Origin of the sequence: Micromonospora zamorensis, assembly GCF_900090275.1 — a bacterium.
Classification (GTDB): domain Bacteria; phylum Actinomycetota; class Actinomycetes; order Mycobacteriales; family Micromonosporaceae; genus Micromonospora; species Micromonospora zamorensis.
This window is the reverse complement of the sequence record NZ_LT607755.1, coordinates 4,010,234-4,033,469: the sequence shown is the minus strand read 5'-3', so window position 1 is coordinate 4,033,469 and position 23,236 is coordinate 4,010,234. Positions and strand designations below refer to the sequence as shown.

Annotated in this window: 12 protein-coding genes; 8 read left to right on the top strand and 4 right to left on the bottom strand. The window is 71.5% G+C overall.

Annotation, left to right across the window (positions count from 1 at the left end; translation table 11 throughout):
• Positions 1-76 precede the first annotated feature (76 nt).
• The 4 genes from GA0070619_RS32450 (at position 77) to GA0070619_RS32825 (ending at position 5,725) form a co-directional block, all read left to right on the top strand.
• A complete protein-coding gene (locus GA0070619_RS32450; RefSeq protein WP_157744037.1) occupies positions 77-4,618 on the top strand; it encodes a beta strand repeat-containing protein in 4,542 nt (1,513 codons plus the stop codon).
• Positions 4,619-4,742: 124 nt separating this feature from the next.
• The gene (locus GA0070619_RS17705) at positions 4,743-5,063 is read left to right on the top strand and encodes a WXG100 family type VII secretion target (protein WP_088949087.1); all 321 of its coding nucleotides are present in this window, start codon (positions 4,743-4,745) and stop codon (positions 5,061-5,063) included.
• Between the two features lie 27 nt (positions 5,064-5,090).
• Positions 5,091-5,405 (top strand): WXG100 family type VII secretion target, encoded by a 315-nt coding sequence (locus GA0070619_RS32830; RefSeq protein ID WP_088949086.1) that lies wholly within the window; start codon positions 5,091-5,093, stop codon positions 5,403-5,405.
• Between the two features lie 11 nt (positions 5,406-5,416).
• Complete coding sequence (locus tag GA0070619_RS32825; RefSeq protein WP_172862063.1) at positions 5,417-5,725, top strand: YbaB/EbfC family nucleoid-associated protein; 309 nt, start codon at positions 5,417-5,419, stop codon at positions 5,723-5,725.
• An 815-nt stretch (positions 5,726-6,540) separates the two neighbouring features.
• On the opposite strand, the gene GA0070619_RS17690 is transcribed toward GA0070619_RS32825, so the two are convergent.
• Positions 6,541-17,970, bottom strand: a complete 11,430-nt coding sequence (locus tag GA0070619_RS17690) for a hypothetical protein (protein WP_088949084.1) — start codon at positions 17,968-17,970, stop codon at positions 6,541-6,543.
• Between the two features lie 16 nt (positions 17,971-17,986).
• Positions 17,987-18,472 (bottom strand): hypothetical protein, encoded by a 486-nt coding sequence (locus GA0070619_RS17685; RefSeq protein WP_157744036.1) that lies wholly within the window; start codon positions 18,470-18,472, stop codon positions 17,987-17,989.
• A gap of 144 nt (positions 18,473-18,616) precedes the next feature.
• Between GA0070619_RS17685 and GA0070619_RS17680 the strand changes: the two genes are divergently transcribed.
• Together GA0070619_RS17680 and GA0070619_RS17675 are read left to right on the top strand one after the other, a co-directional pair.
• Positions 18,617-19,261: a hypothetical protein gene (locus GA0070619_RS17680; RefSeq protein WP_088949082.1), complete on the top strand. Its 645-nt coding sequence runs from the start codon at positions 18,617-18,619 to the stop codon at positions 19,259-19,261.
• Positions 19,262-19,301: 40 nt separating this feature from the next.
• Positions 19,302-20,003 carry a hypothetical protein gene (locus GA0070619_RS17675; RefSeq protein WP_157744035.1) on the top strand — a complete coding sequence of 234 codons (702 nt, stop codon included), beginning with the start codon at positions 19,302-19,304 and terminating at the stop codon, positions 20,001-20,003.
• A gap of 3 nt (positions 20,004-20,006) precedes the next feature.
• Here the strand turns inward: GA0070619_RS17675 and GA0070619_RS17670 are convergent, their stop codons facing one another.
• Positions 20,007-21,269: a zf-HC2 domain-containing protein gene (locus tag GA0070619_RS17670; RefSeq protein ID WP_172862062.1), complete on the bottom strand. Its 1,263-nt coding sequence runs from the start codon at positions 21,267-21,269 to the stop codon at positions 20,007-20,009.
• Positions 21,270-21,530: 261 nt separating this feature from the next.
• Between GA0070619_RS17670 and GA0070619_RS17665 the strand changes: the two genes are divergently transcribed.
• Entirely contained in the window at positions 21,531-22,166 is a 636-nt protein-coding gene (locus GA0070619_RS17665) for a response regulator transcription factor (protein ID WP_157744034.1), read from the top strand.
• Positions 22,167-22,227: 61 nt separating this feature from the next.
• Here the strand turns inward: GA0070619_RS17665 and GA0070619_RS17660 are convergent, their stop codons facing one another.
• Complete coding sequence (locus GA0070619_RS17660) at positions 22,228-22,734, bottom strand: sigma-70 family RNA polymerase sigma factor (RefSeq protein ID WP_231927081.1); 507 nt, start codon at positions 22,732-22,734, stop codon at positions 22,228-22,230.
• A 103-nt stretch (positions 22,735-22,837) separates the two neighbouring features.
• On the opposite strand from GA0070619_RS17660, the gene GA0070619_RS32820 reads away from it, so the two are divergent.
• Entirely contained in the window at positions 22,838-23,179 is a 342-nt protein-coding gene (locus tag GA0070619_RS32820; protein ID WP_088949078.1) for a hypothetical protein, read from the top strand.
• Positions 23,180-23,236: the final 57 nt, after the last annotated feature.

Below are 23,236 nucleotides of genomic sequence, written 5' to 3'. Positions count from 1 at the left end.
ACAAGTGTCTTGCCGTCTGCTCTGTCGTCGCTCCTAGTCTCGAAGCGCATGCCCGCCGCCAGTCGAGGAGACCGACGTGCCCACCGAGACCAGCGCCGACGGCACAGTCGTCGACTACGACAGCGACGGCCGTCCCGTGCGCCAGCAACTCCCCGACGGAACCGTCTTCGACGGGTTCACCGCCGACGGCAGGCCCAGCCACGGGACCCTCCCGGGGAACCAGGACGTCTCCATCACGTACGGCGGTGACGGGTCGAGTACCTGGACCTACGCGGACGGTACGACGGTGGATCGGAATGCGGCTGGTGACGTTACGCGTCAGGTGACCGCGGATGGTGCGTCGTTCGACGGGTTCACCGCGGACGGCAGGCCCACGCACGGCACGCTGCCGGGGGCCGATGGGCAGCCGGCGCAGGCGGTCGACATCGCTTACGGCGGTGACGGGTCGAGTACGTGGTCCTATGCGGATGGCACGTCGGTGGATCGGAATGCGGCTGGTGACGTTACGCGTCAGGTCACTGCGGATGGTGCGTCGTTTGACCGGTTCACCGCGGATGGCAGGCCCACCCATGGGACCCTTCCGGGAAACCAGGACGTCTCCATCACGTACGGCGGTGACGGGTCGAGTACGTGGACCTACGCGGACGGTACGACGGTGGATCGCAATGCGGCTGGTGGCATTACGCGTGAGGTGACGGCGGATGGTGCGTCGTTCGACGGGTTCACTGCTGATGGCAGGCCGACGCATGGCACGGTGCCGGGGGGCGATGGGCAGCCCGCGCAGGACGTGTCGATCGCCTACGGCCCCGACGGGTCGAGTACGTGGACCTACGCGGACGGTACGACGGTGGATCGCAATGCGGCTGGTGGCGTTACGCGTGAGGTGACGGCGGATGGTGCGTCGTTCGACGGGTTCACTGCTGATGGCAGGCCGACGCACGGCACGCTGCCGGGGGCCGACGGCCAGCCGGCGCAGGCGGTCGACATCGCTTATGGCGGTGATGGGTCGAGTACGTGGACGTACGCCGACGGCACGACGGTCGACCGTAACGCGACTGGTGGCGTTACGCGTGAGGTGACGGCGGATGGTGCGTCGTTCGACGGGTTCACTGCTGATGGCAGGCCGACGCACGGCACGGTGCCGGGGGCCGACGGCCAGCCGGCGCAGGCGGTCGACATCGCCTACGGCGGCGACGGCAGCAGCACCTGGACCTACGCGGACGGCACGACGGTCGATCGGAATGCGGCTGGTGGCATTAGGCGTGAGGTGACGGCGGATGGTGCGACGTTCGACCGGTTCAACGTCGACGGCAGGCCGACGCATGGAACGGTGCCGGGGGCCGATGGGCAGCAGGCGGTCGACATCGCTTATGGCGGTGATGGGTCGAGTACGTGGACCTATGCGGACGGCACGACGGTCGATCGCAATGCGGCTGGTGGCGTTACGCGTGAGGTGACGGCGGATGGTGTGACGTTCGACGGGTTCACTGCTGATGGGAGGCCGACGCATGGAACGGTGCCGGGCGCCGATGGGCGGCCCGCGCAGGACGTGTCGATTGCTTATGGCGGTGACGGGTCGAGTACGTGGACGTACGCCGACGGCACGACCGTCGACCGTAACGCCGCTGGTGACGTCACCCGCGAGGTGACCGCGGATGGTGTGACGTTTGATCGGTTCACCCCTGAGGGCAAGCCGACGCACGGCACGGTGCCGGGGTCGGATGGGCAGCCGGCGCAGGCGGTGGACATCGCTTACGGCGGTGACGGCAGCAGCACGTGGACCTATGCGGACGGCACGACGGTCGATCGCAATGCGGCTGGTGGCGTTACGCGTGAGGTGACGGCGGATGGTGTGACGTTCGACGGGTTCACTGCTGATGGGAGGCCGACGCATGGAACGGTGCCGGGCGCCGATGGGCGGCCCGCGCAGGACGTGTCGATTGCTTATGGCGGTGACGGGTCGAGTACGTGGACGTACGCCGACGGCACGACCGTCGACCGTAACGCCGCTGGTGACGTCACCCGCGAGGTGACCGCGGATGGTGTGACGTTTGATCGGTTCACCCCTGAGGGCAAGCCCACGCACGGCACGGTGCCGGGGTCGGATGGGCAGCCGGCGCAGGCGGTGGACATCGCTTACGGCGGTGACGGCAGCAGCACGTGGACCTACGCCGACGGCACGACGGTCGATCGCAATGCGGCTGGTGGCGTTACGCGTGAGGTGACGGCGGATGGTGTGACGTTCGACGGGTTCACTGCTGATGGGAGGCCGACGCATGGAACGGTGCCGGGCGCCGATGGGCGGCCCGCGCAGGACGTGTCGATTGCTTATGGCGGTGACGGGTCGAGTACGTGGACGTACGCCGACGGCACGACCGTCGACCGTAACGCCGCTGGTGACGTCACCCGCGAGGTGACCGCGGATGGTGTGACGTTTGATCGGTTCACCCCTGAGGGCAAGCCGACGCACGGCACGGTGCCGGGGTCGGATGGGCAGCCGGCGCAGGCGGTGGACATCGCTTACGGCGGTGACGGCAGCAGCACGTGGACCTACGCCGACGGCACGACGGTGGACCGCAATGCGGCTGGTGACGTTACGCGTGAGGTGAGCGCGGATGGTGTGACGTTCGACCGGTTCACCCCTGAGGGCAAGCCCACGCACGGCACGGTGCCGGGGTCGGATGGGCAGCCGGCGCAGGCGGTGGACATCGCTTACGGCGGTGACGGCAGCAGCACGTGGACCTACGCCGACGGCACGACGGTGGACCGCAATGCGGCTGGTGACGTTACGCGTGAGGTGACGGCGGATGGTGTGACGTTCGACCGGTTCACCCCTGAGGGCAAGCCCACGCACGGCACGGTGCCGGGGTCGGATGGGCAGCCCGCGCAGGCGGTGGACATCGCCTATGGCGCTGACGGGTCGAGCACGTGGACCTACGCCGACGGCACGACGGTCGACCGCAATGCCGCTGGTGACGTCACCCGTGAGGTGACCGCGGATGGTGTGACGTTCGACCGGTTCACCCCTGAGGGCAAGCCCACGCACGGCACCGTGCCGGGGGCCGATGGGCAGCCCGCGCAGGCGGTGGACATCACTTACGGCGGTGACGGCAGCAGCACCTGGACCTACGCCGACGGCACGACGGTCGACCGCAATGCCGCTGGTGACGTTACGCGTGAGGTGAGCGCGGATGGTGTGACGTTCGACCGGTTCACCCCTGAGGGCAAGCCCACGCACGGCACCGTGCCGGGGGCCGATGGGCAGCCCGCGCAGGCGGTGGACATCACTTACGGCGGTGACGGCAGCAGCACCTGGACCTACGCCGACGGCACCAAGGTCGACCGCAACCCTGACGGCGAGGTGGTTCGGCAGACCACCTCCGAGGGCACCGTCTTCGACGCGTTCAACGGCGACGGTAGGCCCACCCACGGGACGGTTCCCGGCCGGGGCGGCGACCCGGCGCAGCAGGTCGACATCACCTACGGCGCCGACGGGTCGAGCATCTGGAGCTACCAGGGCGACGGCTCGAAGATTTTCCGCGCCGCGGACGGGACGGCGACCCGGCAGGAGCTGAATGACGGCAGCGTCTTCGACGCGTTCAACGGCGACGGCAGGCCCACCCACGGGACGGTTCCCGGCCGGGGCGGCGACCCGGCGCAGCAGGTCGACATCACCTACGGCGCCGACGGGTCGAGCATCTGGACCTACCAGGGCAACGGCACCAAGGTGTATCGCAACGCCGAGGGCGACACCACCCGGCAGGTGCTGAAGGACGGCATGACCTTCGACCAGTTCGACGCGAAGGGCAACCCCACGCACGGCACCGTGCCGAGCACGAACGGGGAGCCGGCCCAGCAGTTCACCATCACGTACGCCCCGGACGGGTCGAGCACGTGGAAGTACGGCGACGGCACGACGGTCCGGCGGGACCCGGCGGGAACCGTGACGGGGGTGCAGGCCGCTGGGTGGACGTTCGACAGGTTCGACGGGCAGGGACGGCCCACGCACGGCGCCGAGGACGGCAAGACCAACGCCGTCGACATCAAGTACTCCGACGACGGCTCGAGTGTGTGGACGTACCAGGACGGCACGGTCGTCAACCGCAACCCCGGCGGTGACGTCGTACTGATGCAGGCCGACGGGTGGATATACGACACGTTCGACGGTCGGGGCCGCCCGTTGCACGGGAGCAAGGACGGCAAGAACGTCACCATCTCGTACGGGGCCGACGGGCTCACCACCCTCATGTACGACTCGAAGAACGGGATGATCACCGACGGCAATGGCAAGCCGGTCGCCGTCGTCGTGGACGGCAAGCGCTACGAGTACGCCGTGCAGATCCCGCTGCTCGGGGAGTCGATCAGCAGTGTGCGTAAGCAGCGCGACTCGATCGACGGCAACCTCAAGGCGATGGCGATCCACCTGCAGTCGATCTGTGAATCGTGGAACAGCCCGGCGGGGGACAAGTACGAGGCCCTCACCACCGACCTGAAGAAACTCACCACCGATACCCAGGGCCTGCTCGATGACGCCGTCGCGGCGATGCAGAAGTCGTACGACAACTACGTCGGGGCCGAGGGCGCGAACCTCACGAGCATGACGTCCAAGGGTCGATGACGCAGCGCTGAGCCCGGGGACTGTCACGGTGTCCTGCAAAGAGGTCACTCGCGCTGTCCGCGCCGCACCACCATCCTGATGAAGGCATAACAGCTGTCGACGGCAGCGGAAGGAAGAAGTTGCGATGGACCACATTCTCGTAACACCGGAAATGATCATGGACGCCGCGGCCAGCTGTGACGTGACCGCGACGGATATCGACGGCGAGCTTGCCAGCCTGCGGTCGACTGTGGTGCAGATGCAGGCGATCTGGCACGGCGTCGCGGCCGGACAGTTCGAGATCCTCATGAACGACTTCGACGTGTTCGGCCGGATGCTGCACAACGCGCTGACCGACATCGGCAGTGGCCTGCGCGGCAACTTCCACAACTACGTCGATGCCGAGCAGGCCAACATCAACAGCCTCGTTGCCGTCAACCAGGACATCCCCGGCGCGAACCTCTAGCCCTCCCGCCACGAACAGGAGAGATCCATGCCAGATCCCACCACCAGCCACCTGCGCGTCCCGGCGGAGCTGGAGATGGCCGGGCAGACGCTCAACGCCAAAGCCGCCGAAATCGAAGACCAGCTCGCGGCGCTGATCAACAAGCTGGTGCCCCTGCAGGACCAGTGGCAGGGTCCGGCCCAGTCCTATTACCAAGGTCTGCAGCAGGAGTGGAACATCGCCGCCAACGGCCTGTTCGGCGAGGCCGGTGTCCTCGGCAGGATCGCCTCGGCGATGAACCTGTCGTGGAACAACTACGCCGAGGGCGAATGGGCCAACGTGCGTACCTGGTCAGGGCGCTGAGGGAGGATCCCATGTCGGACTTGGACCGGATGCTGGAGCAGGCGCAGGCGGTGCAGGACCAGGTGGCCGCCATGCGCGACCGGCTGTCGGCCACCGAGGTCACCGGCACGGCCGCCAACGGTGCGGTACGGGTCTCGGTGACCGCGGCGGGCACCTTCACCGGCGTACGCCTGGGTCGGGACCTGTTCGCCGACACCGACCCGGAGGAAATGGAGGAGTTGGTGCTCGCCGCTCTCCAGGACGCCGGCGCACAGCTGCGCGAGTTGACCGAGCACCGGATGAGCTCACTCAACGAGATCTTCCAGTCGATCCAGCAGTAGCCGGGTAGACAAGAGCAAGCCGGCACCATGCCGATGTGCGTCGCCGTGCCGCCGGCGGCGTCCTGACGAGTTGCTAGCGCGAGCCCGGATGCCCTGGCGGACGGGGACGCGGCCGGGGTGGCGGCCCCGGTCTCCGGCACCGGGCTGACCCGGGACGCGGACGACCGGCGGCTGACCGAGGCGTACCTCACCGGGGGCCTGCCGGACGGGCCCGCGCGCCGACCCCGCGCCAGACCTGACGTTCACCCCCGCACCCCCGCGGCCCCGCGGCCCCGCGGCCCCGCGCTCGGAGTGGGCGGCGCCGGTCCGGCTGCCCTGCGTGCCCACCATCGAGTCGGCACGCCATGACTCGCCGCCGGGTGCTGGCGGCAGGAGCCCCACGGGTCGCCACACCCTGTCGTGGTGCGCGAAGATCCCGTTCGAGCTGTTGACCAGGTCCGGCACCCACGCTGCGCCGCAGCGTGCCCTCATCTCCGCCGTTGGCACCTCGCGCCTGTAGGTCACCCACCGGGCGCTCCCGCATGGAGGGGGTCTCCGGGCCGACCGGCTGCCGGCCGGGATTGACGTGAGCGAGCAGCGAACTGCTCGGCCGCGCTGCCCGGCGCGGTTCGGTGATCAGCGCGAGCGCCCCCGCCGCGCACGTCACCGAGTGGGCGCCCGGCCCCGCGTTGCTACGCCCTCGGTAGGCCCAGCGCGGCCCTGGCGTCGACGTTGCGCTGCTCCCGGGTGGCGAGCCGGGCCAGGCCCTCGGCGATGGACGGTGGCGTACGCGTCCGCGGAGCGAGCCGGTCCCATCTCGGTTCCCGCTCGCCCGCTCAACAGTCCAGGATCAGCGCGCCGAGGGCGTGCAACACCTGCCTCCGCTCCGGGTTCGCGACGGCCAGCAGGTGCAGGCCGTCCATCAGCGTCGTCTTCGTCTCGGTGTGCAGACGCATGGCCGCGGCGCGCACCTCGGCGACCGGCAGGGGCTCACCCCGGGCGGCTTCGTGGGCGTATCCCAGCAACCACGCCATCGCCGCGTCCGAGGCTTTCACGACCGGCAGGGCGGTGTGCAGCGCGGGCAGGACGCTCAGCACCGCGTCGCCCTCGCCGAGCAGCCCGGCGAGCAGCCCGTTTCGGCGGACCGGGTCGGTCTCGGCGAGGAAGGCGTCGCGGACCTCGGGGTGCCCGTTCGCGGCCAGGGTGTCGGCGGCCTGGTCCGCCGCCGTCCGCGTATCGGGCGCCGGACCGGTCGGCTCGGAGTCGCTGAACCAGCGCACCGGGACCGGCTCACCCGGCACCTCGGGCATCCGGACGAGCAGGTCCAGCCCGGCCGTGGTGACGGCGGTCGGCACGGCCACACCGGGCTCGCCGACGATGAAACGGATGTCTCCGGCGAACTCGCCGGCGCGGATCCGGGTGGCCAGTGCCTCGTCGCGCACCTGCGCCGGGCGCGCCCAGGCGTACCACGGCAGATCCTCGATCACCCAGCCGTCGGGCAGCGCGTACGTCCCGTCCGGCGACTTCCGCAGACCGAACGGCGCGGGCGGCACGAACCCCTCCGGGCGTACGTGCCCCCGCACCAGCCGCCGCACCGCCCACTGCTGCAGCGTCGGCGACATCTGTGCGTCGACCCGCGTGGTGCGCCGGACGATCGCCGGGTCGCTGGGCCGCTCGGTACGCGCGGCCGGGCGGCCGGGCAGGGCAGCGGCCCCGTCGAACAGAGCCGTGCGCGGCGCCCCGTCGGTCAGGTGTTGTGCGGGCGCGCCCAGCTGGACGGTCTCCGCGAGCTCGGGCAGCCCGGTGGTCGCCCCCGCCGTGCCGCGGAACAGCTCGTCGTACGCGGTCAGCCAGTCCAGCGTGAACGACCGGCCCAGCGCCTCGCTGACCGGCGCCGGCAGGTCGATGGTGGGCAGGTCGCGGAAGGCGGCAGCGGCGGCACGCACCTGCTCGCCGAGCAGGGCGTGGTGCAGCAGCAGGACGGGCACCGAGCTCACCAGGTCGCCGACCGTACCCCGCAGTCCGTCGATGGCGGCGGCCACCACCGCCGGGGTGTTGCCACCACGTTCGGCCCGGGTCCGCGCGGCGCTGGTTGCCTCCCGGATGCTGGCGTCGAGCTGGCCGGTGATCCGTTGCCGGGTGGCGTCGTCGATGTCCCGGCCGGGGCGGTGCAGGGCCGCGTGGATGTCCGCACGGGCCTGGTCGACGACCGGGCGCGCGGCGCTCTCGTACGCCGTCGGCGTCGCCTCCGGCAGCGGCCTGGTGTCGTCGCCCTCGACGGGTGTGTTCGCGTTCGCGTGCGGGCGCAGCGCCTCCGTGGTGAAGTACCCGGCCTGGGCGTCGTAGAGGGTGCCGCGTACGGCGGTCAGCAACTGCTCGTAGCGCACCTGCCAATCGTGCTCGGCCGCCTGGAATGCCGGGTCGTCGTCGCGGGTGCCCTTGGCGATCACCAGCGCCCACACCTGGTCGAACAGGTGACGCCCGGCGGCGACGAATTCCGTCCGGAGCCGGTCGGCCACCTCGGCGGGCAGCCCGTCGAGCGACGCGGATTGCGGGCTCCGCCCGGTCCAGGCGGCCGCGTCGGCCAGCGCGTCGGCGAAGGCGCCGACGAGATCGGGCCGGAACTGCTCGACGCGCCCGGCGGTGCCGATCCGGGCGGCGTAGTCGGTGCGCAGCGCGTCCTGCCACGCCGTCCACTGCTGCGTCCGCGCGGCCTGACTCAGCGTAACGATCGGGGTGTACGGGTCGCGCAGCTCGGCCAGGGCGTCGTCGAACGCCTGTTGCTGCAACGCCTCCAGCCCGACGACGTGGTTGTCGTGCGCGGCGAGGTGGCCGCGGGCGAACTGTGCGCCGAGTAGCCGGACGGCGTGCGTCGAGATCGTGGCGTCGAGCGCGCCGGGCCGGCCGGCCCAGTCGCCGAGGAAGCCGTGGAAAGCCCGCGCGGCGTCCTGGGCCGCGGCCACCGCCAGGCCGGCGGCGATCAGGCCGGCGCGCAGATCCGTCCATCGCTGGGCCACCTGCTCGTCCCAGTCGTCGCCGCCCGATCGGTCGTAGGTCGCCTGCATGCTCGTGCGGAAGGCGGCCCGCATCGCCGCCAGGTGACCAGCGGGCACGTCGAGCCCGCGGTCGTACTCAAGGGTGCTGACGGTGCGGCGGAAGATGTCGTCCGCGAGTTCGGCGACGGAATCGTCGACCGTTGCGCCGGCCGGGGCCTCGACCGGGGCAGGCCGGGCGACAGCCGCGTCCAGCAACGCGGGCAGGTCGCGCGCGGCCCGATCCACCTCGGTCGCCCAGCCGCGACCGACGTCGCCGGTCTCCCACAGTTGCTGCCAGGACCGTGCGGTGCGGGCGTCGAACGTGGCGCGTACGGCGGGCAGCACCTCGTCGAGGCGGTCGGCCTGCTCCGGATGTGCGTCCCGCCATTGCCGGAGGGCGGCGTGGAACCGGCTGTCCACGTCGAGCCCGGCGGCGTGCAGCACCTGCTCGGCCAGCGCGGCCTCGATGAGCTGGCCGGCGTCGGTGGGTAGCCGGAGGTTGTGGCCTGCGGTCGGGTTCGTCGATGCGCCGAACCGGTACGACGTCGCGGTTGGCGCCCCGGCCGGGGGGTCGGTGAGGGCGGACGCGCGGAGGCTGATCTGTGGGGTGCCGGGTAGGCCGGTGAGCAGCCGGTCGGCGATACGTTGTGCGCGTTGCGGCGTGATGGGCTGGCGGGTGCCGAGGAATTCGACGGTTGATACGGGTGGCTGCGACGGGTGCAGCGCGGCCAGCGCGGCCCGGATGGTCGGCAGGCTGGTCACGGTGCCGCCGACGATGACGGTCAGGTTCGGGCCGGGGCGTAGCGCCAGCCAGGTGGGTGCGGGCCCGGCGTGGAGGTGCACGACGTTGCCTTGCACGGTCATCGAGAGGCCTTCGGGCATCGCGGTGACGTAGGGCGCCTCGTGGGCGAGCGGCGCGCGCATCGAGACGGCCGGTGCCGGTGCCGATGCCGGTACCGGCGGCGGCGTCGGTGCCCGTGGCGGCGTCGGCGTCGGTTCCGCCATGACCGGCGGCGCCTCCGGTTGCGGCACTGCCTCCGGTTGCGCCGCGGCGTCGGTCGGCGTGCCGGGGGCCGGGTCGTGCGGCGGGTCGGCCGGCGTGGTTGCTGCCGGGTGCCCACCGGGCGTCGGGTCGGGAGTCGGCACCTCGGCGCCGGTCGTCTGTTCGGGCTGCGGCTTGCGAAGCACGGTGCGTGGCGCCTCGGCGGGGGTGCCGAGCACGACCTGACCCTTGTCGGTGGTGGTGACGGTGCGGGCGGTGTTCGCCTCCACCGGACCGCCGATCCCGGCACCGGGATCCGTCGCGGGCTCGTCGCTGCCCAGCGTGCGGCCCGGATCGGGCCGTTCGCCCGGGGCGCCGGCGTGGGCGCGGGCATCCCGCGCCCGACCCGTCGCGGGCTTGTCACTGCCCGGCGTGCGGTCCGGATCGGGCCGTTCGCCCGGCGCGCCGGCGCGGGCATCCCGCGCCGTCGCGGCGGCGCTGCTCTCCGCGGTGCTGGTCGGCTTGACGAACGTCAGCGCGCCGTCGTCGGTCTGCGTTGCCGATCCGTGAGACGGGCCGCGGCTGGACAGGCCGCCACCCCTCGGACCCGGGGCACCGCCGCCCCCCGAACCCGGAGCACCGCCGCCCCCGCCGAACGAGCGGCCACCGGTGGGCTGGGCACCGTCCATGGTGATCGCCCCGGACTCGGGATCGAATCTGATCTGGTCGGCGGTGATCACTCGCGAGTTCGCCGGAATGAGAGTGCCGTCCGGCAGCATGCGCAGCGAGTCGGTCCTGCCGTCGTCGCCGCCGCCGTCGCCGCTCCCGCCGCTCCCGCTGCCGGTGGCCGTCCACCGCTTGATGGCCACCGACCGGGTCTGCGTGCCGATCTCGGCCACCTGGAGCGACGTGGCGGACACCTCCACCGGCTCCACCGCGCCCTCGGTCTCGTTCCAGCGGTAGTGGGTGTTGTCCGGCGACGTGCCCTGTCCGGTGCCCCCCCTGCTGAGCGACGGGTTGCCGGCCGGCTTGCCAACCGTGGCGGGCGGGGCGTCAGGGGCCGGACCCCAGGGGTTCGGCGGTGCCACCACGCCCTCGGTCCTGCCCAGTGGCGTCCACTGGTGGCTCGCTTGGTCCTTGACCAGCACTGACGTGGGCTCACGCTGGAAGAACACCTCCGCGCCGTCGAGCCGTTGCCCGATCGACTGCGGCTTGCTGACCTGCTCGGCGGTGAATCTCTCACCCGGGTCGATCGAGCGTGACTGCCAGCCGTGGCGCACCCCCGGTCCGTCCAGGTCGTGGAAGGCCGTTTCGCCGGGCCGTGGCTTCACCGGCGGCGCCGGCGTGAGCGCCGGCGGCTTCTGGAACGTCAGAAGGTCCACGGTGCCGTCCGGGTTCTGCCGGAGCATCTGCGTCGGCGGGGCGGTCCCGTCCGGACGAGTCGCCGATGCGACCGAGTTGACGTCCCACGACCTGCCGTGGGCCGAGTAGCTGAGGATCTGCTCCTGCGGCTTGCCGTTCAACGGCTGCGAGTGCAGGACGTTCTCGCCCGGGCGCAGCGTGGTCGGGCCCATCGTGCCGTCCGCGCGCAGCTCGGTGTAGGAGAAGGACGTTTCCGGATCGGTAGCGGCTTCCTGGAGGGGCGGCACCACGTACGCACCGTCGCTGAGCCGGCGCCCCACACCCGGGAACACCGGCTCCGCGGACACCCGCACAAGATCGGTACGCCCGTCGGGGCCGGTCTGCAGCAGCTGACGCCCGGGGACCGGGGTCCTGGCCCGGGGCGTGGCCGTAGGCACCGAAACCCGGGTGACCGCCGGCTCCGGCGGCAGCGGCACGGCGCCGATGTCTCCCGCGTCCGCTGCGACATCGGCGTTACCGGGAGCGTTCGGGTTCGTCGATGTGCCGAACCGGTAGGACGTTGCGGCTGCCGCCCCGGGTGGGGTGTCGGTGAGGGTGGATGCGAGGAGGCTGATCTCTGGGGTGCCGGGTAGGCCGGTGAGTAGCCGGTCGGCGATTTGTTGTGCGCGTTGCGGCGTGATGGCTCGCTCGCGGGTGTCGGCGAACTCGACGGTTGATACGGGTGGCTGTGACGGGTGCAGTTCGGTCAGCGCGGCCCGGATGGTCGGCAGGTTGGTCACGGAGTTGTCGACGATGACGGTCAGGTTCGGTCCGGGGCGTAGCGCCAGTCGGGTGGGTGCGGGACCGGTGTGCAGGTGCATGACGTTGCCCTGCACGGTCATCGAGAGGCCTTCGGGCATCGCGGTGACGTAGGGCGCCTCGTGGGCGAGCGGCATCCGCATCGGCACGGTCGGTGCCGGCACCGGTTGCGGCGTCGACGTCGGCGTGGGGTCCACCATCACCGGCGGGGCCTCCGGTTGCGCCACGGCGTTGGTCTGCGTATCGGGGGTCGCGTCGTGCCCCGGGGTGGCCGGGAGGTTGTGGTCTGGGGCCGGGTTCGTCGATGCGCCCAACCGGTAGGGCGTCGCGGTTGGTGCCCCGGGTGGGGTGTCGGTGAGGGTGGAGGCGCGGAGGCTGATCTGTGGGGTGCCGGGTAGGCCGGTGAGTAGCCGGTCGGCGATCCGTTGTGCGCGTCGCGGCGGGATGGCCTGCTCGGCGGTGTCGACGAACTCGACGGCAATGGGTGGCTGCGACGGGTGCAACGCGGTCAGCGCGGCCCGGATGGCTGGCGGGCTGGTGGGCATGTGCACGACGACGGTCAGGTTCGGGCCAGGGCGTAGCACCATCCAGGTGGGTGCCGGTCCGGCGTGGAGGTGCACGACGTTGCCCTGCACGGTCATCGAGAGGCCTTCGGGCATCGCGGTGACGTAGGGCGCCTCGTGGGCGAGTGGCGCGCGCATCGGCCACTGGACGGCCTGTGCCGGTGCCGGTTGCGCCAGGGCGTCGGTGGGCGTGTCGGGGGTCGCGTCGTGCGCCGGGGTGACCGGGAGGTTGTGGTCTGGGGTCGGGTTGGTCGATGCGCCGAACCGGTAGGACGTTGCGGTTGGTGCCCCGGGTGGGGTGTCGGTGAGGGTGGAGGCGCGGAGGCTGATCTGTGGGGTGCCGGGTAGGCCGGTGAGTAGCCGGTCGGCGATTTGTTGTGCGCGTTGCGGCGTGATGGCTCGCTCGCGGGTGTCGGCGAACTCGACGGTTGATACGGGTGGCTGTGACGGGTGCAGTTCGGTCAGCGCGGCCCGGATGGTCGGCAGGTTGGTCACGGAGTTGTCGACGATGACGGTCAGGTTCGGTCCGGGGCGTAGCACCAGTCGGGTGGGTGCGGGCCCGGCGTGGAGGTGCATGACGTTGCCCTGCACGGTCATCGAGAGGCCTTCGGGCATCGCGATGACGTAGGGCGTCTCGTGGGGGAGTGGCGCCCGCATCGACACAGCCAGCGCCGGTGCCGGTGCCGGTGGCGGTGCCGGCGTCGGGTCCACTGTCACCGGCGGGGCCTCCGGTTGCGCCACGGCGTCCGCCCGGGTGCCTCCCGCGTCCGCCCGTGCCGGTGGAGCCGACGCGTCCAGCAGTCGCGAGTCGACCCCCGTTGCGGCCGACCGGTCGGAACGCCCGGCCACCGCCGTGTCCACCTCACCCGGCCGTGGCGTGGGCCCCGCGAGGTTCTGGTGGTGGGCTGGGCTGGCGGTGGTGTTGCGGGGTGGGTCGAAGAACGTGACGTACAGGTCGCGCAGTTGCTGGGGGGTCGGGTGGGTGGCGCTGGCGGCGGTCTCGTCGAGCACGCGCCCGGGGCCGTGCGGCGCGACGGGGCCGGCGGTGTGCTGTGGTGCCGCGACGTCGACGTCGACGTCACGGGGAGCGGTCGGGTTGGTCGATGTGCCGAACCGGTAGGACGTTGCGGCTGCCGCCCCGGGTGGGGTGTCGGTGAGGGTGGATGCGAGGAGGCTGATCTCTGGGGTGCCGGGTAGGCCGGTGAGTAGCCGGTCGGCGATTTGTTGTGCGCGTTGCGGCGTGATGGCTCGCTCGCGGGTGTCGGCGAACTCGACGGTTGATACGGGTGGCTGTGACGGGTGCAGTTCGGTCAGCGCGGCCCGGATGGTCGGCAGGTTGGTCACGGAGTTGTCGACGATGACGGTCAGGTTCGGTCCGGGGCGTAGCGCCAGTCGGGTGGGTGCGGGACCGGTGTGCAGGTGCATGACGTTGCCCTGCACGGTCATCGAGAGGCCTTCGGGCATCGCGATGACGTAGGGCGCCTCGTGGGGGAGTGGCGCCCGCATCGACACCACCGGCACCGGCACCGGCACCGGTGTCGACGTCGGTGTCGGCACCGGTGTCGACGTCGGGTTCACCGTCACTGGCGGCGTCTCCGGTTGCGCCACTGTCTCCGGTTTCGCCACGGCGTCGGTCGGCCTGCCGGGGGTCGCGTCGTGCGCCGGGGTGGCAGTCGGCACCTCGGTGCCGGTCGTCTGTTCGGGCTGCGGCTTGCGAAGCACGTTGCGCGGCGCATCGGCGGGGGCGCCGAGCACGACCTGACCGTCGGTGGTGGTGGTGATGGTGCGGGCGCGCCTCGCCATCTCGGCGCTGGTCGTCTGTTCGGGCTGCGGCTTGTGAAGCACGTTGCGTGGCGCCTCGGCGGGGGTGCCGAGCACGACCTGACCGTCGGTGGTGGTGGTGATGGTGCGGGCGGTCTTCGCCTCCGCCGGACCGCCGATCCCGGCGCCGGGATCCGTCGCGGGCTTGTCACTGCCCAGCGTGCGGCCCGGATCGGGCCGCTCACCCGAGGCACCGGCGTGGGCACGGGCATCCCGCGCCATCGCGGCGGCGCTGCTCTCCGCGGTCCTGGTCGGCTTGACGAACGTCAGCGCGCCGTCGTCGGTCTGCGTTGCCGATCCGTGAGACGGGCCGCGGCTGGACAGGCCGCCACCCCTCGGACCCGGGGCACCGCCGCCCCCGCCGAACGAGTGGCCACCGGTGGGCTGGGCGCCGTCCATGGTGATCGCCCCGGACCTGGGGTCGAATCTGATCTGGTCGGCGGTGATCGCTCTCGGGTTCGCCGGAATGAGAGTGCCGTCCGGCAGCATGCGCAGCGAGTCGATCCCGCCGCCGCCGCCGCCCCCGCCGCCGCGCCCGCCCCCGCCGCTCCCGCTGCTGGTGGCCGTCCACCGGTCGATGACCACCGACCGGGTCTGCGTGCCGATCTCGGCCACCTGGAGCGACGTGGCGGGCACCTCCACCGGCTCCACCGCGCCCTTGGTCTCGTTCCAGCGGTAGTGGGTGTTGCCCTGTCCGGTGCCCTCCCTGCTGAGCGACGAGTTGCCAACCGTGACGGGCGGGGCGTCGGGGTCCCGGCCCCAGCCCTTCGGCCGCCCCACCACGCCCTCGGTCGTCCCCAGTGGCGTCCACTGGTGGCTCGCTTGGTCCTTGAACAGCACTGACGTGGGCTCACGCTGGAAGAACTGCTCCTTGCCGTCGACCCGTTGCCCCCCGATCGACTGCGGCTTGCTGACCTGCTCGGCGGTGAATCTCTCACCCGGGTCGATCGAGCGCGGCTGCCAGCCGTGGCGCACCCTCGGTCCGTCCAGGTCGTGGAAGGCCGTTTCGCCGGGCCGTGGCTTCACCGGCGGCGCCGGCGTGAGCGCCGGCGGCTTCTGGAACGTCAGAAGGTCCACGGTGCCGTCCGGGTTCTGCCGGAGCATCTGCGTCGGCGGGGTGACCCTGTCCGGGCGAGTCGCCGGTGCGACCGAGTTGACGTCCCACGACTTGCCGTGGGCCGAGTAGCTGAGGATCTGCTCCTGCGGCTTGCCGTTCAACGGCTGCGAGTGCAGGACGTTCTCGCCCGGGCGCAGCGTGGTCGGGCCCATCGTGCCGTCCGCGCGCAGCTCGGTGTAGGAGAAGGACGTGTCCGGGCCGGTGGCGGATCGCTGGGGGACCGGGTCCGCGAGCGGCTGGCCGGGTCCCGGCCGGCTGGGACCCGGCACCAGGTGCGCATCGTCGCCGAACCGGCGCCCTACACCCGGGAACACCGGCTCCGCGGACACCCGCACGAAATCGATACGCCCGTCGGGGCCGGTCTGCAGCAGCTGACGCCCGGGGACCGGGGTGCTGGCCCGGGGCGTGGCCGTAGGCACCGGAGCATCGGCCCGGGTGGCCGCCGGGTCCGGCCGCAGCGGCACGGCGCCGTGCTCGATCTGGGCGCCTCCCGCGTCCGCCCGCGTCGGTGCCGGTGCCGGTGCCGGTGGAGCCGACGCGTCCAGCAGTCGCGAGTCGACCCCCGTTGCGGCCGACCGGTCGGAATGCCCGGCCACCGCCGTGTCCACCTCAGGCCGCGGCGTGGGCCCCGCGATGTCGGCGGTACGGGGCGGGGCGACGGTGCCGTCGGCGGTGATGCGGGGGGCCTTCTCGAGGATCTTGTTGAGACGTTCGTTTTTCAGTTCCGAGTTGAGGGGTGAGGTGCCGGTGGCGGTTTCGTCCGGTACGCGTTCGGGGTTGCGGGGTGTGGTTGGGGTGGTTGGCGTGGCGGGGTGTTGTGGTGCCGCGATGTCGGCGGTACGGGGCGGGACGACGGTGCCGTCGGCGGTGATGCGGGGGGCTCTTTCGACGAGCTTGTCGAGGCGTTCGTTTTTCAGTTCCGAGTTGAGGGGTGAGGTGCCGGTGGCGGTTTCGTCCGGTACGCGTTCGGGGTTGCGGGGTGTGGTTGGGGTGGTTGGCGTGGCGGGGTGTTGTGGTGCCGCGATGTCGGCGGTACGGGGCGGGACGACGGTGCCGTCGGCGGTGATGCGGGGGGCCTTTTCGAGGATCTTGTCGAAGGGCTGGGCTCCTTGTTTCTGAGCGAGGGGTGCGGAGCTGATGGCGGTTTCGTCGAGTACGCGCTCGGGGCCGCGGGGCCCGACTGGCGCCACGGCGTGCGAGGTGTTGGTGGCGGGCACGTGGTCCGCGACGCCGGGCCGGCCGGCCGGCGGTATCAGGTGGTTGCCGCTGTTCAGCACCGACGGCTCGGGCAGGCCGCCGGGGCGCATGGCGGGGGGCAGCGACGTCCCGTGCGGCACGGTGGCCGGGCCGGCCGGCGGGGTGGCGTGGATCGTCGGGCCGGTCACCGGCGACTCGGGAGAGACGCCACGACCCTGGGCCGTCGCGGTCAGACCCCGCTCGGTCGTCTGGGGCTGGGCGGGCTGGCGGACGACGTTCCCCGCAGGGGCGTTGGCCTGCGGGGAGAAGTCGCCGCGCGCGCCGACGTGGGGATCGGTGCGGTCGAGGTTCGCCATCCGTAGCCCGTCGGCGCGCGTGCCACCCTGTGGTGCGGCCGTTGTCGTGGTGGGGGGCGGTGCGGCGAGCGGCTGGTTGAGGTGGCCGGTTGCCTGCTGGGTGGACGCGTTCGCGTTCACCGCCTTGGAGCCGCCCGGCGCACCGGCCGCCAGCCGGCTTGCGTCGCCGGCGGACGAGGCCGACACGGTCGGTGCGGTGTGGCCGGCGGTCGGCACCACCGGCGCGGCCGTTATGTCGCTGGCGCTCACCGCAGGCGTGGCGTCGCTGACGCGGGGTGTGCTGGCGATGTCCGGGCCCTTGACCGGCGCCGAGCTGGCGAGCCGCCCGTTGGCGCTTTCCGGCCTGGTGATCTTCGGCGCCTGCATCTTCGGGACCGGCGGGGCGCCGCGGGGACCCAGCAGCGGTACCGAGTTGACGCTCGAGAACAGACCGCGGATCGAGAACAGACCGCCCAGTCCGCCCGCGAGCAGGACGCCCAGCAGGATCTCCGAGCTGCCCACCTCCATCGGCAGGCCCATCGCCCCGAAGACGACTCCCCGGGTGCCGAACTCCAGCGCGACCTGCATGGAACCGAACGTGAGGAAGCCCAGCGCGAAGTCGATCACCATGGTGGCGATCCGTCCGGCCACTGCGCTCATTGCCGGCAGCAGGCTGGCGAGCAGGCTCGACAGGGCGGCGAGCGCGGGTGCCAGCACGAACGCGAGGCCGATCGTGAGCAGACCGAGGATGGCCAGCACGGCCTGGATGATCCCGGCCGCCCGCTCCCGCTTGATCTGCTCCTCGACCTTGGCGGCGTACTCGTCGAGGAAGTCTGCGAATTCCCGCGCCGCCTCGGCCATCTTGCGCAGCTTGACGTTCACCGCGTTCGCCGCGATCGACGCCGAGAGGTATGCGAACCCGAACCACTCGATGCCGTTGTAGGCCGACATCATCGTGCCGCCGAGGGACTCCAGCCGTTCGGCCTGTGCACGCCAGTCGGCCGCGAGCTTGCGCAGCTCCTCGGGGTTCGCGTGCCCGTTACGCTCCTTCGACACGGTGCGCCGTCAGCCGTCAGCCGTCGGTCTTCGGCGTGGGATACGGGTTGGTGTTGTAGTCCACGGTGATCGGCGGCAACGTGGTGTCCTGCTGTTCCCCGCCGCCCTCGCCCTCGTCGGCGATGGCGTGCACGAAATCGTCGAACATGTCTGTCACGGCGTGCTCGGCGGCGTTGTAGTTCGCTGCTGCCATCACGGCGCCGTAGCGGATCTGGTCGAGGATGCCCGGCGTCTCCACCTTGGTGGGGTCGGTCGGGTCGGGGGTGCCGAACAGGCGGTTCTGCACGTCTTTGAGGCGCTCGTTGAACGTGTCGGCCGCCTCGGAACTCTCCCCGAGCCAGCCGATCTTGAGCTGATCCCAGGTGGCGCCGATCTCCTTCCAGTCGTCCTGGAGGCTGGTGACCAGCGAAGCGAGGTAGACGCTTGCGGACCGGTGCATGTAGTACATGTCTACGTTGATCCGCACCGCGGAAGCGTCGTAGTTGGTTGCACCGTCACTCACCATGCACGCTCCGTAGGTTGCACTTCACCCTCCCGGTCGACCGTAGCCACGCGGCAGGGCAGCACCCCAGACCCCGTTCCAGCGCCGGTGGGTCGTACCAAGAGGGACGTTGCCGCCACCCCGATACGCGCGCAGCGTGTAGGCATGAGCGATTCCACGCCCCCTGTCGTCCCGGTCGATCTGACCCAGGAGTGGCCGACCGGCCGTCACGTCAGCGGGAAGAACGAGGACCTTATCGGCTTCGAGGCGCCCACCTCGGACGGCCAGGGCGGCTACACCAACAGTGAGGGTCAGCCGGTTGACGAGCACGGCAACCTGCTGCCCGACCCGAGCGCCTCCACGGGTGATCCGGGCGAGCCGGATCTGCGCAGCTACGATGTCAGCCCCGGCCAGATGTACGACGCCGAAACGACGATCCTTCAGGCGACGACGGGCCAGATCGCCGACTTCGAGCACTTCCGCGACTCCGCGATCGCCAGGTCGAGCTGGATCTTCTGGGCCAGCAAGGAGTCGGACACGATCCCCGTCGCCCATGACGGGGTCCCGCTCAACAACAACGTCAAGTGGATCGGCCCCTATGACGACGGCAGCGGCTTCTACGCGCCGTACAAGGATCCGCACCCGGAACAGACCGCGGAGATGCAGTACAGCCAGTTCCAACTGTTGCAGGGCTGCGGCGCCGTGCTCGGGCTGGTCGGTGAGTTCGTCGGCAGGCTCAACAACGCCGCCCAGATCTACGCCGGCGCGGACATCAACTCCACCGTCCCGGACGGCACCAGCACCGCCTGAGCCTCAGCCGGTAACCGGTCCCGTCGGTAGCGAGCCGGCTGTGGGTCGTCCCAAGAGGGACATTGCCGCCACCCCGATACGCGCGCAGCGTGTAGGCATGAGCGATTCCACGCCCCCTGTCGTCCCGGTCGATCTGACCCAGGAGTGGCCGACCGGCCGTCACGTCAGCGGGAAGAACGAGGACCTTATCGGCTTCGAGGCGCCCACCTCGGACGGCCAGGGCGGCTACACCAACAGTGAGGGTCAGCCGGTTGACGAGCACGGCAACCTGCTGCCCGACCCGAGCGCCTCCACGGGTGATCCGGGCGAGCCGGATCTGCGCAGCTACGATGTCAGCCCCGGCCAGATGTACGACGCCGAAACGACGATCCTTCAGGCGACGACGGGCCAGATCGCCGACTTCGAGCACTTCCGCGACTCCGCGATCGCCAGGTCGAGCTGGATCTTCTGGGCCAGCAAAGAGTCGCAACTGAATCCGGAATGGCGTGAGGGGGACGCGTACGGCAGTATCTATCGCGAGCCTGGCTTCACCGACAGCGGCGGCGGCTATTACATCAACTGGGTGGACCCGCACCCGGAACAGACCGCGGAGATGCAGTACAGCCAGTTCCAGCTGTTGCAGGGCTGCGGCGCCGTGCTCGGGCTGGTCGGTGAGTTCGTCGGCAGGCTCAACAACGCCGCCCAGATCTACGCCGGCGCGGACATCAACTCCACCGTCCCGGACGGCACCAGCACCGCCTGAGCCTCAGCCGCCGTTGGCGCCGATCTCGGCTTCGCCCTCGAGCGAGAAGTACACGGTCACCACCGTCTTGCGGTCGCTGCGCTGCACCGCCATGTGCGAGATGCCGGCGATCGCGACGGGTACCGTGCCGGACACCTCCTGCTGCTTGCCCGCCCCGCCGGTCCAGTTCACGACCGCCCACCGCTTGTCGTCCGGGCCGTAGCCGTACAGCCGGTAACCGGTTCCCTTGGTCAGACCGGTCAGCGTCGCACGCACCTCGGTGAACCCGTCCTTCGCGGTCAGCGTCACCGTCATGCGCACCCCGCTGTCCACGTCGGTCGTCGAGGCCGCCGCGCTCCCGGCGGCCCGGGCCGCCGGCGCGCTGGGCTCGCCGGGGTGCTCGCGCAGGATCGCGGTCGCGGCGGTCGCGCCGAGCGTGACGGTCGCGGCCAGCAACCCGATCGAGACAATCAACGACTGGGTACGCCGGACCGGTCGCTTCTCCGCAGCCGGTTGCGTGGCCAGGGGGGCCGGAGCAGGCGCGGTCGACGGGGCCGGCCGCTTCACGGGCTTGGTGCGCACCTCCGGTGCGATCTTCGGCTTCACCGGCACGGCAGCCGGCTCGGCGGCGGCCACAGGCGCGACGGCCGGCGCCACAGGCACGACAGGCACGACAGGCACGACAGGCACGATGGTCGGCACGACAGGCGCGACGTCCGGCACCGCGAGCGATAGCGCCGACGCGGTGGGTGCGGCGGGGGGCGGAGCGGGCGCGGCGGGCGGCCACGGGGGTGGCGCGGCGGGCGGCGCAGCCGGCAGGACGAGCGCGGCGGGCGGCCCCGTGGGCGCGGGACCTTCCATGGCCGGCGTCGGCGCGGGAGCTTCCCTGGCCGGCGCCACGGCGGTGCGCGTCGCCGGAGCGGGCGGCGCGGGTTCGACCACCGGTCCATCAGTCGCGGCTGCGGACTCCGTGGGGCGGTTGCGGCCGGACCGGCGGGGCCAGCCGACCCGGGACCGCGGCTCCTCGGGTTCCTCGATCGGCGCGAACCGGGCCGGGAACGCCGGTGGGACCGACGTGCCGAGCGCGCCGTACATGCTCGCCAGCCTCTCCCGATCGTCGAGGAGCAGGGCCATCGCCGCAAGTGACTCGCACACCTGCGCCGCCTCCTCGCGGCAGGTTCCGCACGTGTCGAGGTGGGCGCGCACCCGCTGGGCCGAGGCCGCGTCGAGTTCGTCGAGGTAGTAGAGCCCGAGCAACTCCTCGACGTGCTCGGTGCCGTCCGCCACAGATATCAATCCCCGGTCCGCTTCCGCTGGTCCGAGCCCTCGCCGGGCTCCCTGCCCATCCTCGTCGAACGCCGGGGCGCCGCGAGACACCAGGCGAGCATGCTTGATTCGTACGGGACGGGAAAGTCCCTCATCGGGGGGCATCGCCACCGCAACCGACCGGGACGCTGGAGGATTTCCGCGGTTCGTGAACCGGCCGGGGCCGGGATCCGTCTCAGTGGCGCCCGTGGAACACGGGCCCGACAGCTTGGAGGAGCCCCGGTGTTGACAGTGGCCATCGTCTCCGATCAGCCTATCTCCCGGGCTGGCCTGGAAAAGCTGGCATCCGACGACGGCGGTCTGCGCGTCGCGGCCACCGTGGCGAACGTGGACGAACTGCTGGCCGGTGGTCAGACGTTCGACGCGGTGGTGCTGGAGCTGCCGTCCGGCGGGACGGACAACATCGCGAGGGCGGCCACGGTGGGCCGGCCGCTGGTGAGCGCGGCGTGGCACCGGTCACCGAGCCTGCTGGCCGCCGTCCGGGCCGGGGCGCGGGGTTGTTTCAGCAGCCTCAGCGAACAGCGTGACGTGCGGGAGGCGGTGCGGGTGATCATCCGCGGTGGCTTCTACGTCTGCCCGCGGCTGGTCGATCAGTTTCAGGGCGAGCTCGCGCGCGGCGGGGGCGAGGAGCAGAACGGGCTGGCGCCGCGGGAGGTCGAGACGCTGCGGTTCATCGCCTCCGGCTTCACGCACGCGCAGATCGCGACCCGCATGGGCCTCTCGCAGGCGACGGTGAACACGTACGCGAAGCGGATCCGCGCGAAGCTGAACGTCAGCAACAAGGCGGAGCTGACCCGGATGGCGATCGAACTGGGCCACTTCAGCCACCCTCGCCGGCTGACCCGGACGGCGGCCTGACCGGCCGCCGCCACTCGGTTGCCCGGTCGCGCGGTCAGTGATCCGGGCGGATTGTCCTGCCCTACGACGGCGGCCGCCGTTCCGCTGGCGGTTCACGAATGTCGGATTCGCGTCCGGCCAGTGCCTCGCGCAGGGCCCGTAGCGCGTAGAAGGTGCGTGATCTCATCGTGCCCGGTGGCACGTCCAGGACTTCGGCGGCCTCGGCCACCGACCGTTCCTGAAAATAGATCTCGATAAGCGTGATCCGCAGCCGCTCGGGCAGGGAGGCCAGCGCCGCCCGCACCTCGGCGGCGTCCCGCGCCCGTTCGACGTGCTCGAGTGCCTCGCCGGGGTGGGCCTCGACCGCCCGGCCCTGGTCGATGAGGATCTGCTTCGCGACCGTGAAGATCCACGCCCGGCTCCAGCGGCCGTCGGCGTGGCGCGCCTCCGGATGACGCCAGGCACACAGCAGTGCCTCCTGGGCGATGTCCTCGGCCCGGTGCACGTCACCGCCGGTCAACCGGGTCAGGAAGCTGAGCAGCACCGGGCCGTGGACCTGCTGGAGGTGGCGCAGCGCGGCCTCGTCCACCTCCGGAGACCGGGCGGAGGGGGCCGCCGCGGGCAGGGAGGAACCAGGCTCCGGCTGCCCCGGAGAATTAGTTGAGCCGTCAGTCACCGACGGTGGGACCGGCATGGGTGTGGTGCTGCGGTCGACGTTCCACGGACCGAGCATCGACTACGAGGTGGAGACGACCGGCGGCACCGTCACGGTGACCGAGTCGGGCAAGGACTCCCGCGAGGCGCTGGCCGAGGGAACCCACGTGAACGGTGACCATCGCCGCGGACCGGGCGTACCTGCTCAACCGGGAATGACCCAGGTGAGGGCCGGCCGGCCTTCCGCGTTGCCGGCGGGCCGTCACCACTGGCGTGTCCCCCGAACGCGGACCTTCAACCCTCCCGCCCGGTTGGGTGATGATCTGTTCATGGCGCCGACGACCTCGGGGCCGGGAGCCAGCGCTGCCAACGTCGTGTGAAGAGAGGACTTGCCGGCGCCCCTGTGGCAGGACGACCGTCGACCAGTGAGCGGCGGA